Raw genomic sequence first — 13,379 nt, 5'->3', positions numbered from 1 at the left:
GAGCGGGGCTACTCGGCGTCGCGCTCCTGCGCGGCGATCGCGCGCTCGACGCCGGCGAGGTTCTCGGCGACGATCCGGCGCAGCGCGGCCGGCGCATCGGCGTGCTCGCCGAGCCACGCGCGCGTCGCCTTGCGCAGGTCGGCGTTCGCGAGCGGCGCGGGGTACAGCAGCTCGATGAGGTACGACGCGATCTGGAACGTGCGGGACTCCCACACGGGGATCAGCATCTCGAAGTACTTCTCGACGAACGGCTCGAGCTGCTCGCGCGTCGCGGGGTGGACGAACCCGAGCGCCGCCGAGCGGACGACGGTGTTGGGAAGCGCGTCGCTGTCGATGAGCGACGCCCACGCGGCGGCCTTCCCCTCGGCAGTCGGGAGCGCGGCGCGCGCCTGGGCGGCGGACTCGGCGCCCTTGGCCGTGTTGTCGGCGGCCAGTGCCGCGTCGATCGCCGCGTCGTCGGCGCGGCCGCCGGCCGCGAGCGAGACGAGCAGCTGCCACGAGAGGTCGGTGTCGATCTCGAGCCCCTCGAGCACGATCTCGCCGTCGCGCAGCGCGCGCACCCGATCCCAGTGCGCGGGCTCGGAGGCGGCGGAGGCGAAGGCCGTCGTCAGCTGCAGCTGGAGGTCGCTGCCGGGCTCGGCGTCCTGCAGGAGCGCCCAGAGGCCGTCGGCGACCGTGCGGCGCGTCTCGGTGCGCGTCTCGGGCGCGACGTAGCTGTTCGCCGCGAGCTGGAGCTGCGCGAGGGTCGTGCGGATGGTCGTCGACTCGGTCTCGCGGCCGATGTTGCGCAGGACGAGGTCGACGTAGTCGCTCGCTGCGGTCTCGGCGTCGCGCGTCTGATCCCACGCGGCGCCCCAGACGAGCGAGCGCGCGAGCGGGTCCGCGATGTCGGCGAGGTGGTCGATCGCCGTCGCGAGGCTGCGGTCGTCGAGGCGGATCTTCGCGTAGGCGAGGTCTCCGTCGTTGAGGAGGACGAGGGCGGGGCGGCGCATGCCCTTGAGCTGCGGCACCTCGGTGAGGTCGCCGTCCACGTCGATCTCGACGCTGTGCGTGCGCGTCAGGGCGCCGTCCTGCAGGTCGTAGAAGCCGATGCCGAGGCGGTGCGGGCGGATGGTCGGGTAGTCCGCCGGGGCCGTCTGCGTGATCGCGAAGCGCGTGATGCGGCCGTCGTGGTCGTCGTCGACGACGGGGGAGAGCGTGTTGACGCCTGCCGTCTCGAGCCACTTGCGAGACCACGGGGCGAGGTCGCGGCCGCTCGTCTTCTCGAGCTCGACGAGGAGGTCGGAGAGAGTGGTGTTCCCGTACGCGTGCTTCTGGAAGTAGGCGCCGACGCCCTGGAAGAACGCGTCGATGCCGACCCACGCGGCCAGCTGCTTGAGGACGGAGCCGCCCTTGGCGTACGTGATCCCGTCGAAGTTGACCTGGACATCCTCGAGGTCGTTGATCTCGGCGACGATCGGATGCGTCGAGGGGAGCTGATCCTGGCGGTACGCCCAGGTCTTCTCCATGGCGTTGAACGTCGTCCACGCCTCGGTCCACTCGGTGGCCTCGGCCGTGGCGATCGTCGACGCCCACTCGGCGAACGACTCGTTGAGCCACAGGTCGTTCCACCACTTCATGGTCACGAGGTCGCCGAACCACATGTGGGCCAGCTCGTGCAGGATCGTGACGACGCGACGCTCCCTCACGGCGTCGGTGACCTTGCTGCGGAACACGTACGTCTCGGTGAAGGTGACCGCTCCCGCGTTCTCCATCGCGCCCGCGTTGAACTCGGGGACGAAGAGCTGGTCGTACTTCGCGAACGGGTACGGGTATCCGAACTTCGCCTCGAAGTACGCGAAGCCCTGACGGGTCTTCTCGAAGACGTAGTCGGCGTCCATGTGCTGCCACAGGCTCTTCCGGGCGAAGATGCCCAGCGGGATGACGCGGCCGGACGCCGACGTCAGCTCCGAGCGGGTCTCCTCGTACGGGCCCGCGATGAGCGCCGTGATGTAGGACGAGATGCGCGGGGTGGGCTCGAAGCCCCATGTCGCGGTGACGCCGTCGTCGTGCGGGATGGGCTCGGGCGTGGGCTGGTTCGACACGACCTTCCACGACGCCGGCGCGGTCACCGTGAACTGGAACGTCGCCTTGAGGTCGGGCTGCTCGAACACCGCGAAGACGCGCCGCGAGTCCGGCACCTCGAACTGGGAGTAGAGGTACACCTCGCCGTCGACGGGGTCGACGAAGCGGTGGAGGCCCTCGCCCGTGTTCGTGTACAGGCAGTCGGCGTCGACGACGAGCTCGTTCTCGGCCTCCAGGTCGTCGAGTCGGATGCGCGCGTCGGCGTAGGCGGATGACGGGTCGATCTCGCGGCCGTTCAGGGTGATCTCCCGCACGTCGCGCGCGATGAGGTCGATGAAGGTGCTCGCTCCCGGCGTCGCGGCGAATCGCACCACGCTGCGCGATCCGAACACCTCTGCGCCCTTGGTCAGGTCGAGCGCGATCTCGTACGTCTGCGTCTCGACGATCGCGCGGCGCTCCTGCGCCTCGACGCGGGTGAGGTTCTCTCCAGGCACTGTTTCACTCCCATGGGGTAGGGGACGAAAGATCTCCGGGCGCGCGGGTGACGCCTGCGGCAACCTGAACAGCCTACGTGCTCGACGGGCTCCGCTCGCGGGAATCGCGGCGGGACCGCCCGTGACGGGACCCTGAACGCCGCCTGAACACCCTGATTTCTACGCGGGTGCGAAGATGGAGGGGTGACGACGAGCAGCACCCCGACGCAGTCAGCGGTCCCCTTCGCCTCCCCGGCCGCGGCCGGGGGAGACCCGTTTGTCGAGGTCCCCGTCGCCTACGACGCGATCGTGCTCTCGAGCTTCGGCGGCCCCGAGGGGCAGGACGACGTCATCCCCTTCCTGCGCAACGTGACGCACGGCAGGGGGATCCCCGACGAGCGTCTCGAGGAGGTCGCGCACCACTACCGCCACTTCGGCGGCGTGAGCCCGATCAACGCCCAGAACCGCGCGCTCAAGGCCGCGCTGGAGGCCGAGATCGCCCGGCGGGGCCTCGACCTGCCGGTGTACTGGGGCAACCGCAACTGGGCGCCGTACCTCGATGACGCCGTTCGGGCCGCTCACGCCGACGGACACCGCACCCTGCTCGCGATCGCCACGAGCGCCTACAGCTCGTACTCGAGCGACCGTCAGTACCGCGAGGACTACGCACGCGTCCTCGCCGAGACGGGCCTGGGAACGGGGGACGACCCCGTGACGATCGACAAGGTGCGCCTGTTCTTCGACCACCCCGGCTTCGTCGAGCCCTTCTACGAGGGTGTGCGCGACGCGGTCGCCGGGTTCCTCGCGGACGGCGTGGGCGCCGGGGCGGTGCGCGTGCTGTTCTCGACGCACTCGATCCCGACCGCCGACGCCGACCGCTCCGGTCCGCGCGACCGCTCCTGGCCCGAGGGCGGAGCGTACGCGGCGCAGCACCGGGCCGTGGCGGCGCACATCATGCAGCGCCTCGCCGACGAGATCCCGGCCGCAGCGGGGACCGGATGGGACCTCGTCTTCCAGTCGCGATCGGGCCCCGCGTCGCAGCCGTGGCTCGAGCCCGACGTCAACGACGTGATCGCCGGGCTGCCCGCGCAGGGTGTCGAGGCTGTCGCGATCGTGCCGCTTGGCTTCGTGAGCGACCACATGGAGGTCCTCTGGGACCTCGACAACGAGGCGATGGCGTCGGCCGCGGAGGCCGGCATCCGCGCGGTCCGCACCCGCACGCCCGGCACGCATCCGGCGTTCGTGGCGGGCCTCGTCGACCTCGTGGAGGAGCGCCTGCACGGAACGCCCGCGAGCGAGCGGCCGCACCTGACCGACCTGGGGCCCTGGTACGACGTGGCGCGCCCCGGCGACTGCGAGAACGCGCGGCTGGGCTTCCTGCCCGCCGCGGCGGGCGTCGCGCCCTGACCGTGCACGGGCACCCTCGCAGGTAGGGGAGAATCGTCTCCATGCGCATCCACATCGCGACCGATCACGCGGGTCTCGAGTTCTCGACCCAGCTGCAGCACCACCTCGCCTCCCAGGGCCACGAGGTCATCGACCACGGGCCGGTCGAGTACGACCCGCTCGACGACTACCCCGCGTTCTGCATCCGCGCGGCGCAGGCGGTCGTCGACGACCAGCGCGCCGGCGTCCCCGCGCTCGGCGTCGTCTTCGGCGGCTCGGGCAACGGCGAGCAGATCGCGGCGAACAAGGTCGAGGGCATCCGCGCGGCGCTCGTGTGGAACCTCTCGACCGCCGAGCTCGCGCGCGAGCACAACGACGCGAACGTCATCGCCATCGGCGCGCGCCAGCACACGTTCGAGGACGTCACGCGCTTCATCGACCGCTTCATCCAGACGCCGTTCTCGAACGACGAGCGTCACGTCCGCCGGATCGCGCAGATCGGCGCCTACGAGCGCGACGGCGCCCTCGTCGACGGGCCCGCTCCGCGCACGATGTCCTAGCGGATGCCCGAGGGTCATTCCGTCCACCGGATCGCGCGGCAGTTCGCGCGCAACTTCGTCGGCCGCCCGGTCGGGGCGACGAGCCCGCAGGGGCGCTTCGCGGAGGGTGCGGCCATCCTCGACGGCCGCACGATGACGCGCGCCGAGGCGGTCGGCAAGCAGATGTTCCTCGAGTTCGACGAGGATGTCTGGCTGCGCGTGCACCTCGGCCTGTACGGAGCGTGGGACTTCGCCGGCGAGATCCTCGTCGACCCGACGATCGCGTCCGCGAACGGGCGGATGGGGCAGACGAATCAGCGCGGCACCGACCTCTCCGACGCCGACCGCGTGTTCGACGACGCCGGCGAGAACTCCCTCGCGTCGATCGGCGCCCCGCGTCGCACGCGCGTGCACGTGCGGATGTCCGAGCAGACGCGAGGGCTCGACGAGCCGGACGGTCTGGCCGCCTCCGACGCCGAGTGGCCGCCGCCCGTCGTCGGCCAGGTGCGCGTCCGCCTCCTCACGGAGACGACCTGCGCGGACCTCCGCGGACCCACCGCATGCGTCGTGCAGCGGCCGGACGAGATCGCCCGCGTGATCGCCAAGCTCGGCCCCGATCCGCTCGTCGGCGACGTCGGTGAGGGCGAGGAGCGCTTCCTCGCGGCGGTCCGCCGCCGGAATGTCGCGATCGGCCAGCTGCTCATGGACCAGTCGGTCGTGAGCGGCATCGGCAACGTCTACCGCGCTGAGATGCTCTTCCGCGCGGGGCTCGACCCGCACACGCCGGGCAAGGACATCCCCGAGGAGACGGTGCGCGGGCTGTGGCGCGACTGGGTCGTGCTCCTGCGCATCGGCGTCGAGACGGGGCAGATGATGACCATGGACGGGCTCGAGGGCGACGCCTGGCGTCGCGCGATGGCGAGCAGGGACGACCGCCACTGGGTCTACCACCGCGCGGGCCTGCCCTGCCGGGTCTGCGGCACGGAGATCGTGCTCGAGGAGATGCAGGCGCGCAAGCTCTACTGGTGCCCGGCATGCCAGCGCTGAGCCGAGGCGACCGGGTCGACGTCATCGCGGATGTCCGCATCGGGGGCGAGGGGCGCGAGCTGCTCGCCCACCCCGAGTACGACGTCGACGGCGTGTACGACGTGTGGCTCGCGGACGGACGGATCGCCGACATCGCGCCCGCTGGCGCGATCCGCCGAAGCGGCGCGGTGCTCGACGGCGCGGGCGGATGGCTCGTCCCCGGCCTCTGGGACCATCACGTGCACACGCTCGAGTGCGCGCTCGCGCAGGGCACGCCGTCGGTCGAGCACGCCGCGTCCGCCGAGGAGGCCGCGCGCGCGGCCGCGGCCGCCCCGGTCCGAGCAGACGGGCGCCGGGTCGTCGCGCGCCTGCGTGACGGCCTCTGGACGGATGCCGCCGACCTGGGCCTCCTCGACGAGGTGACCGGCGACATCCCGACCTATCTCGTGAGCTCCGATCTCCACGGCGTCTGGCTGAACTCGGCCGCCGCGCGGCGTGAGGGCCTCGCGGCCGACGCCGCGGGTCTCGTGCGCGAGGGCGCCGCCTTCCTCGTCGAGCAGCGTCTCAAGCAGCTTGCCCCGGAGGACGAGGACGCCGCGCTGGACCGGATGCTCGCGGCCGCCGCCGCGAGAGGCATCGTCGGCGTGCAGGACCTCGAGATCGGGTGGAACGCCGATCGGTGGCGACGGCGGATGGCGCGGGGCGACGAGCGCGTCCGGGTGCGCTTCGACGTGTATCCCGACGACCTGGACCGGGCGATCGCGGAGGGGCTGTCGACCGGCGAGGCGCTCGACGGGTCGGACCGCGTGTCCTTCGGGATGCTCAAGGTCATCTCCGACGGGTCGCTCGGCACGCGGACAGCCGCGACGAGCGCCCCGTACGCCGACGGCGTCAGCCGCGGGCGCCTGAACGTCGAGCCGCGCGCGCTCATCGAGCTCGTCGCGCGCGCCGCGAGCGCGGGCATCGCGACGACGATCCACGCGATCGGAGACGTCGCGGCCCGGCACGCGCTCGACGCGTTCGCGGCCGCCGACGTGCCCGGGCGCATCGAGCACGTCCAGCTCGTCGCGCGCACCGACATCGCGCGGTTCGCCCGCCTCGGCGTCGAGTCCAGCGTGCAGCCCGAGCATGCCCTCGACGATCGCGAGCTCGCCGGCGTCGAGTGGGCTGCGCAGACGGCGGTCGCCTATCCGCTCCGCGAGCTGGTCGAGGCCGGAGCCTGCCTGCTGCTCGGGTCCGACGCGCCGGTCTCGCCCCTCGACCCGTGGGTCCAGATGGCCGCCGCGGTCTTCCGCGCCCGCGACGCGAGCGAGCCCTGGCGGGTCGATCAGGCTCTCGACGCCCGCACGGCCCTCGCCGCCTCGACCGACGGCGGCACGGCGGATCCGGCGCGGGTCCTCCCCGGCGAGCCGGCTGACCTGGCACTCGTCGGGCACGACCCGCTGACGGCGGGAGCCGACGCGCTGCGTGCCATGCCGGTGCACGCGACCCTCGTCGACGGGCGCCTCACGCACCTCGGCTAGGGAGCCGCGCGCCACCGCGCCGTGACACGTCGAAGGCCTCGCTCCGAGCGGAGCGAGGCCTTCTGACGAGGAGAGCGAGGGTCACTCGGCGATGTGCGCCACCAGGAACCAGCGGTCCTTCTCGAGGCCCGCCTTGATCTCGATGGCGACGTCCTGGCTCGTGAGGTCGACCTCGTCGAGACCGTCGATGGCGGCCTGGAGGTCGGCCAGAACGGCGTCGATGTCGGAGACGATGCCGCGGATGACGGCGTCCGACTGGGCGAAGCCCGCGGGCGCGCCGGTGGTCGGGACCTTGCCGGCGACGGCGGCGAGGCGCGCGTCGATGGGGAGGCCCAGGGCCACGATGCGCTCGGCGGCGAGGTCCGCCCACTCCTGCACGTGGTCGACGAGCGTGTCGAGGAACTCGTGCACGCCGATGAAGTTGGCGCCGCGCACGTGCCAGTGCGCCTGCTTGCCGTTGACGCCGAGAGCCTGGAGGCCGAGGACGACGGGAGAGAGGAACTGGGCCGAGCCGGCGGCGACGGTCGGGTCGGCGGCGGTCGCGGAGATGGTCTGTGCGTCGCTCATGAGGATTCTCCTTCGTCTTGCCGGGCGCGTGTCGCGCCCTGTCGCTGAGGACAACGCTACTCGTCGGCTGGCATTCCGCAAGCAAGCAGAGGCTCGGCTAAATCGCAGATGATCGGGCGAAAGTTAGGCTTGCCGAACCTGGCATCGAAAGCGAGAGGGCGCGCGCGGACGTATCGTCGGACCATGAGCGTCTCGCCCCGTGCCACGGTCCTGCCTCTCGACGGCGTGCGGCCGGTCGTCCCGCCCGATGCGTTCCTCGCCGACGGAGCGCGCGTCGTCGGCGACGTCGTGCTCGGCCCTCAGACGAGCGTCTGGTACAACGCTGTCCTCCGGGGCGACACCGGCGCCATCCGCGTGGGCGCGCGCAGCAACCTCCAGGACAGCGTCTCGGTGCACGTCGGCGGCGGCTTCGACACCGAGATCGGCGACGACGTGTCGGTCGGGCACAACGCCGTGGTGCACGGCTGCCGCATCGGCGACCGGTCGCTCATCGGCATGGGCGCCGTCGTGCTGCAGGGGGCCGAGATCGGGGCCGAGTGCCTCGTCGCCGGGGGAGCGGTCGTGCTCGAGGGCACGGTCGTGCCACCGCGGAGTCTCGTCGCGGGAGTGCCCGCGAAGGTCCGCCGCGCACTCACGGACGAGGAGGTCGCCGGACTCCTCCGAAACGCCGAGAACTACCTCGCGCACGCGGCGCGCCACGAGGCGGCGCTCCGCGACGGCGAGCGCTGATCAGGGCGCGGTCGCGCCGGGGAGGTCGGCCGCCCGGTGTGCGGCCTCCGTGCGCGTCGCCGCTCCGAGCTTGCGGAGGATCGCGGAGACGTGCACGCTGACGGTCTTCGTGCTGATGAACAGGCGCTGCCCGATCTGGCCGTTGCTGAGGCCCTCGGCGACGAGCTCGAGGACCTGGAGCTCGCGCGCCGTGAGCACCGGATCGGCGTGCCCGTCGCGTCCCTGGAGACCGGCCTCGTCGGCCAGTGCATCCAGGTCGCGCAGGACGCCGAGGACGCCGCGTTCGCGCGCGGCCGCGCGTGCGGACGGAACGAGAGCCCGGGCGCCCGCGCGGTCTCCGGCCTCGACCCGTGCCCGCACCTGCTGGGTGAGCGCGTAGGGCAGCAGCCCGACCGGCGCCTCGCGGCCCTCCGCTGCTGCCGCGGCCGCGCGCCATGACGGCTCGTCGTCGGCGAGCTCGGCGCGGGTGAGCGCACTCCACACGCCGTGCGTCGGCCAGCCCGCGAACTGGTCGATCAGGCGCTCGGCGAGCCGGCCAGCCTCCTGCCCGAACGCGTGTCCGCCGCGCCTTCCGGCGAGACGCGCGACGCGGGCGAACGACCAGGCCAGGGGCACCGCGTTGCCCGAGTTCAGCGCGAGTCGCTCCACGGGCACGGCCCGCACGCCCGCGGCCGCGTCCCACGCGACCTCGGGCCGCCCGTCCGCGAGCGCGAGCTCCATGTCGACGCGCGCCACGGTGAGGAGGGCCTGGATCTCGTTCTCGGCGGTCGAGCGGAGCACGGCTCGGTGCGGTTCGAGCGTCGCGGCCGCGGCGGCGAGATCGCCCCGCCAGACGAGGGACCACGCGCGGACGACCGCGAGGTAGGTCACGTTGACCGACGGGGGCGAGGCGGCCAGAGCGCGGTCGATGAGGGCGTCGACCTCGTCCCACCGGCCGAGGCTCGCGAGCGGGTCGGCGGCGTTCGACGCGAGGACGGTGCCCGAGGTGCGCTCGAGGCCGTAGGCCTGAGCTTCGGCCATCCCGAGCCGGGCGAGCTCGAGCGCGCGATCCGGGTCTCCGGCCCGCTGCGCGAGATCCGACGCGTTGACCCAGTACCGCAGGCGCGCGGCGCGATCGTCGCCTGCCAGCTGCCGTGCCTGCTCAAGCTCGGCCCACCCCGCTGCGAGGTCGCCGCCGTGCGCGAGGCAGAGCCCGGCGACGTTCATCGCGTTCGAGACGAGCGCGGTCGCTCCGAGCCGCTCCGCGACGGCGGCGCCCTCGAGAGCCAGGCGGCGGGCATCGGCGCGCTCGCCGGCCAGCATGAGCCGCCCGGCGAGGGAGATGAGCAGATCGACGCGCAGCTCCTCGTGCCCGCCGATCCGCTCGACGGTCGCGAGGGCGTCGCGATACGCCTCGATGGAGCCCGGACGGGCGGCGTTGGAGAGGGCGCGCGCGAGATTGCGCGTGAGGCGGACGTGGTGGATGGAGTCGGGAGGGCACGCGGCCAGCGCGGAGCGCGACACGGCGATGCTGCGCTCGGTCTCGCCGGCGTTGCGGAGGTAGGTCGCGGCCCTCCCCATGAGCTCGAGCCACGGCATCCCGGCCGTGCTCTCGGCGTCGGGCACGGCATCCCACATCGCGAGCGCCTGCTCGGCGTGCTGTGCGGCGGACGCGTAGGCGGAGCTCGCCCGCGCCTCCTGCATCGCGCGGATCGAGGCGGGGAACGCCCGCGCGGCGTCTCCCGTCGACGCCAGGTGGTGCGCGACGGCCGCTGCCACGCGCGCGCCGGATGCGGCACGCTCCTCGAGCGCCTCGGCGTAGCGCTCGTGGAGCCGCTCGCGCTCGCCGGGAAGGGCGTCCTCGAGGATGGCCTCGCGCACGAGCGCGTGCCGGAACGCGTAGCCGTCGTCCGTGAGGACGAGGAGGCCCGCGTCGAGGGCCTCGCGGAGGGCGGCGTCGCGCGCGGTCGCGTCGAGGCCGTCGACCCTCTCGAGGAGCGCGTGCGCGACGGACAGCCCGCCGACCGAGAGAGCGCGCGCAAGCGCTCGTGCCGGATCGGACAGCCGCTCGTACCGCGCGAGCAGCAGGCTCCGCAGGCCGCCGGGGAGGGCGCGCTCGTCGTCGCAGCCCTCCACGGCGACGAGCTCCTCGAGATAGAAGGGCACGCCGTCGCTGCGGGCGGCGATCGCGTCGAGCTGCGGCCCCGCGACCGCCGTGCCGGTCAGCTCGCCGACGAGCGCGCGGACGTCCTCGCGGTCCAGGCGGCCCAGCTCGACGCGCGTCGTGGCGCGGCTGCGCGCCAGCTCGCCGAGCAGATCGCGCGCGGGGTGCGTGCGGCCGATGTCCTCGGGCCGGTACGTGGCCACGACGAGCAGACGGGCGTCGAGCGAGACCCGCGCGAGGTAGGCGAGCACGCCGAGGCTCGCCCTGTCCATCCAGTGCACGTCCTCGAGGACGAGCACGACCGGCTGCTCGCGGCTCGCCGTCTCGAGCAGATGGGCGAGCGCCTCGTAGGGCTGCTGGCCGGTCGGCTCCGCCTCGCTCGCGAGCGCGGGCGCCATGCCCGAGAGGGCGGCGGCCCCGGGGCCCGCCAGCTCGCGCACGCGGTCGACGCCGAGGTCGGCGATGAGGACCCGCAGCGCGGCGGTGAAGGGCGTGTACGCCTCGCCGACGCGACCGAGGTCGACGCAGTGGCCCACGAGGACGCGCGCGCGGCCGCCGACCGCGGCCGCGAGATCGGAGACGAGCCGCGACTTGCCGATGCCGGCCTCGCCCGAGACGAGCGCGAGCGCGGGCTCGCCGCGCTCGGCGGCCTCGAAGAGCGCGACGAGCTGGGCGTGCTCGCTCTCGCGCCCGACCGTGCGCGGACTGGTCCTGATCGTCACCGCGTCATCATCACACGGACCGTCGACATCGCGGCGGACGGCGGATGTCACGACGAGAGGCGCGGGAGGAGCCGACGCGCCCGGGATGCGCGCCGAGTCGGGATCCGATCGCCCTGTGCGGCGTCGGCCTCGAGTCGCTCGCGGATCGAGCGCTCGCGAGCCGCACGGCGCTCGGCCTCCTCGATCTCGGCGCGGTGGACGGAGAGGCTGTGGAGAGGATCGATGAACATGACTCCACGGTCGTCCCTGAGGCGGCGCCCGAGCATCGGCAGAACGCCGTATTCCCGGGGCCGGACGAGCCGGATGAGGTACCTCAGACCGTGCCGTGTCGGAAGCACGTGCGCGCGTGGGATAGGATCGTTCACGCTGCCGGACGCAGTTCCGGGGATGTAGCTCAATGGTAGAGCCCCAGTCTTCCAAACTGGTCACGCGGGTTCGATTCCCGTCATCCCCTCCATCTCCTCTCTCGCCGCCCCGGGTGGCGAGTCCCGCCCGATCGGTCGGCTAGACTTTCCGAGGCCGTTTCGTGTTCCCGTGCGCGGGGATATCCGCGGGGCGTAGCTCAGCTTGGTAGAGCGCCCGCTTTGGGAGCGGGAGGCCGCAGGTTCAAATCCTGTCGCCCCGACCAACGGCCCATCCAGACCTCAGCCCGCGTCGCGACCGGCGTGCGGGTCCGTCACAAGGAGAAACGAACCAGCATGGTGAACAGCACCGTCGAGAAGCTCAGCCCGACGCGGGTGAAGCTTCACATCACGGTCAGCCCCGAAGACCTCAAGCCGAGCATCCAGCACGCGTACGAGCACATCGCGCGCGACGTGCAGGTCCCCGGCTTCCGCAAGGGCAAGGTTCCCGCTCCGATCATCGACCAGCGCGTCGGCCGCGGCGCGGTCATCGAGCACGCCGTCAACGAGGGCCTCGACGGGTTCTTCCGCGCCGCCGTCGCCGAGAACGACGTGAAGATCCTCGGGCGCCCGCAGGCGGACATCGTCGAGTGGCCGAGCGACAAGGACTTCTCGGGCGACCTCGTCGTCGACGTCGAGGTCGACGTGCGCCCCGAGTTCGAGATCCCCGCCTACGAGGGCCTCACCGTCACGGTCGACGCCGTCGAGATCGACGACGCGAAGATCGACGAGGAGCTCGACAGCCTGCGCGCCCGCTTCGGCACGCTCGTTCCCGTGGACCGCCCGGCCGCGAAGGGCGACTTCGTCGAGCTCGACCTCGTCGCCAAGATCGACGACCAGGAGATCGACCGCGCCGAGGGCGTGTCGTACGAGGTCGGCTCGGGCGAGCTGCTCGACGGCATCGACGAGGCCGTCGAGTCGCTCACCGCCGGCGAGGAGACCACGTTCCGCTCCAAGCTCGTGGGCGGAGACCACGCGGGCGAGGAGGCCGAGGTCGCCGTGACCGTCAAGGCCGTCAAGGAGCGCGAGCTCCCCGAGGCCGACGACGACTTCGCGCAGATGGCGAGCGAGTTCGACACGATCGCCGAGCTGCGCGAGTCGCTCAAGGAGACGGCCGCGACGCGCGGAGCGTTCTCGCAGGGCTCCGCCGCGCGCGACAAGCTCGTCGAGACGCTGCTCGAGGCGGTCGAGATCCCGGTTCCCGCGAGCCTCATCGAGGACGAGGTGCACCGTCACCTCGAGCAGGAGAACCGCCTCGAGGACGACGAGCACCGCGCCGAGGTGACCGAGGCGAGCGAGAAGCAGTTCCGCACGCAGATCCTCTTCGACGCGATCGCCGAGAAGCTCGACGTGCAGGTCTCGCAGGACGAGTTCACGCAGTACCTCATCCAGGCGTCGGGCCAGTACGGCATGTCGCCGCAGGACTTCGTGCAGGCGCTCCAGCAGGGCAACCAGCTGCCGGCTCTCATGGGCGACGTCGCGCGCAACAAGGCGATCGCGATCGTCCTCGGCAAGGTGTCCGTCGTCGACACCGCGGGCAACCCGGTCGACGTGAGCGACTTCGCGGCCGTCGACGACGAGCCCGAGGCCGAAGAGGCTGCCGCGGAGGAGGCTCCGGCCGACGAGGCTGGTGCGGCCGAGGAGGCTCCCGCTGCGGAGGAGGCTCCGGCCGAGGAGGCTCCCGCGGCCGAGAAGAAGCCCAAGCGCACGCGCAAGACCGCGAAGGCGGCCGACGAGGCCGAGTGATCTCAGCGGATCTCGAGGAGGGCGGGTGCTTCGGCACCCGCCCTCCTCGCGTCTGCCGAC

10 protein-coding genes and 2 tRNA genes are annotated in these 13,379 nt (G+C 72.6%); 8 read left to right on the top strand and 4 right to left on the bottom strand.

Going from position 1 to position 13,379, the window contains the following annotated elements; all coding sequences use genetic code 11:
• Window positions 1–8 precede the first annotated feature (8 nt).
• Window positions 9–2,558, bottom strand: a complete 2,550-nt coding sequence (pepN, locus tag PKE79_RS02280; protein ID WP_271172035.1) for an aminopeptidase N — start codon at window positions 2,556–2,558, stop codon at window positions 9–11.
• Between the two features lie 183 nt (window positions 2,559–2,741).
• Here pepN and PKE79_RS02275 point away from each other — a divergent pair, with 183 nt between their 5' ends.
• From PKE79_RS02275 to PKE79_RS02260, 4 genes are read left to right on the top strand one after another with little or no spacing between them, the layout of a single operon-like run.
• Window positions 2,742–3,944, top strand: a complete 1,203-nt coding sequence (locus PKE79_RS02275; RefSeq protein ID WP_271172034.1) for a ferrochelatase — start codon at window positions 2,742–2,744, stop codon at window positions 3,942–3,944.
• 41 nt (window positions 3,945–3,985) lie between these two features.
• On the top strand, window positions 3,986–4,483 hold the full coding sequence (locus tag PKE79_RS02270) for a ribose-5-phosphate isomerase (RefSeq protein WP_271172033.1): 498 nt from the start codon (window positions 3,986–3,988) through the stop codon (window positions 4,481–4,483).
• Between the two features lie 3 nt (window positions 4,484–4,486).
• Window positions 4,487–5,509 carry an Fpg/Nei family DNA glycosylase gene (locus PKE79_RS02265; protein ID WP_271172032.1) on the top strand — a complete coding sequence of 341 codons (1,023 nt, stop codon included), beginning with the start codon at window positions 4,487–4,489 and terminating at the stop codon, window positions 5,507–5,509.
• Entirely contained in the window at window positions 5,497–7,011 is a 1,515-nt protein-coding gene (locus PKE79_RS02260; RefSeq protein ID WP_271172188.1) for an amidohydrolase, read from the top strand. The genes PKE79_RS02265 and PKE79_RS02260 overlap by 13 nt, the downstream gene beginning before the upstream one ends.
• Window positions 7,012–7,092: 81 nt before the next feature.
• Here the strand turns inward: PKE79_RS02260 and PKE79_RS02255 are convergent, their stop codons facing one another.
• Window positions 7,093–7,578 (bottom strand): Dps family protein, encoded by a 486-nt coding sequence (locus PKE79_RS02255; RefSeq protein WP_271172031.1) that lies wholly within the window; start codon window positions 7,576–7,578, stop codon window positions 7,093–7,095.
• 183 nt (window positions 7,579–7,761) lie between these two features.
• Between PKE79_RS02255 and PKE79_RS02250 the strand changes: the two genes are divergently transcribed.
• On the top strand, window positions 7,762–8,307 hold the full coding sequence (locus tag PKE79_RS02250) for a gamma carbonic anhydrase family protein (protein ID WP_271172030.1): 546 nt from the start codon (window positions 7,762–7,764) through the stop codon (window positions 8,305–8,307).
• Here the strand turns inward: PKE79_RS02250 and PKE79_RS02245 are convergent, their stop codons facing one another.
• Window positions 8,308–11,172, bottom strand: coding sequence for a helix-turn-helix transcriptional regulator (locus PKE79_RS02245; protein ID WP_271172029.1), 2,865 nt, complete (start codon window positions 11,170–11,172; stop codon window positions 8,308–8,310). It abuts the gene before it with no gap.
• A gap of 47 nt (window positions 11,173–11,219) precedes the next feature.
• Window positions 11,220–11,402: a hypothetical protein gene (locus tag PKE79_RS02240; RefSeq protein WP_271172028.1), complete on the bottom strand. Its 183-nt coding sequence runs from the start codon at window positions 11,400–11,402 to the stop codon at window positions 11,220–11,222.
• A gap of 153 nt (window positions 11,403–11,555) precedes the next feature.
• On the opposite strand from PKE79_RS02240, the gene PKE79_RS02235 reads away from it, so the two are divergent.
• From PKE79_RS02235 to tig, 3 genes are all read left to right on the top strand, one after another.
• Window positions 11,556–11,629: transfer RNA gene (locus tag PKE79_RS02235), tRNA-Gly, on the top strand.
• 94 nt (window positions 11,630–11,723) lie between these two features.
• Window positions 11,724–11,800, top strand: a tRNA-Pro gene (locus PKE79_RS02230).
• Between the two features lie 70 nt (window positions 11,801–11,870).
• Window positions 11,871–13,319 (top strand): trigger factor, encoded by a 1,449-nt coding sequence (gene tig, locus PKE79_RS02225; protein ID WP_271172027.1) that lies wholly within the window; start codon window positions 11,871–11,873, stop codon window positions 13,317–13,319.
• Window positions 13,320–13,379 lie beyond the last annotated feature (60 nt).

The organism is Microbacterium barkeri (assembly GCF_027921765.1).
GTDB classification, from domain to species: domain Bacteria; phylum Actinomycetota; class Actinomycetes; order Actinomycetales; family Microbacteriaceae; genus Microbacterium; species Microbacterium barkeri.
The sequence above is the reverse complement of the archived record's forward strand: the minus strand, read 5'-3'. Positions and strand labels throughout refer to the sequence as shown.

Excerpts from the sequence above, each read along its gene's own strand:
- PKE79_RS02265 (WP_271172032.1), top strand. The coding sequence starts at position 4,487 with ATGCCCGAGGGTCATTCCGTCCACCGGATCGCGCGGCAGTTCGCGCGC.
- PKE79_RS02270 (WP_271172033.1), top strand. The coding sequence starts at position 3,986 with ATGCGCATCCACATCGCGACCGATCACGCGGGTCTCGAGTTCTCGACC.
- PKE79_RS02240 (WP_271172028.1), bottom strand. The coding sequence starts at position 11,402 with ATGTTCATCGATCCTCTCCACAGCCTCTCCGTCCACCGCGCCGAGATC.
- PKE79_RS02250 (WP_271172030.1), top strand. The coding sequence starts at position 7,762 with ATGAGCGTCTCGCCCCGTGCCACGGTCCTGCCTCTCGACGGCGTGCGG.
- PKE79_RS02260 (WP_271172188.1), top strand. The coding sequence starts at position 5,497 with ATGCCAGCGCTGAGCCGAGGCGACCGGGTCGACGTCATCGCGGATGTC.
- tig (WP_271172027.1), top strand. The coding sequence starts at position 11,871 with ATGGTGAACAGCACCGTCGAGAAGCTCAGCCCGACGCGGGTGAAGCTT.
- PKE79_RS02255 (WP_271172031.1), bottom strand. The coding sequence starts at position 7,578 with ATGAGCGACGCACAGACCATCTCCGCGACCGCCGCCGACCCGACCGTC.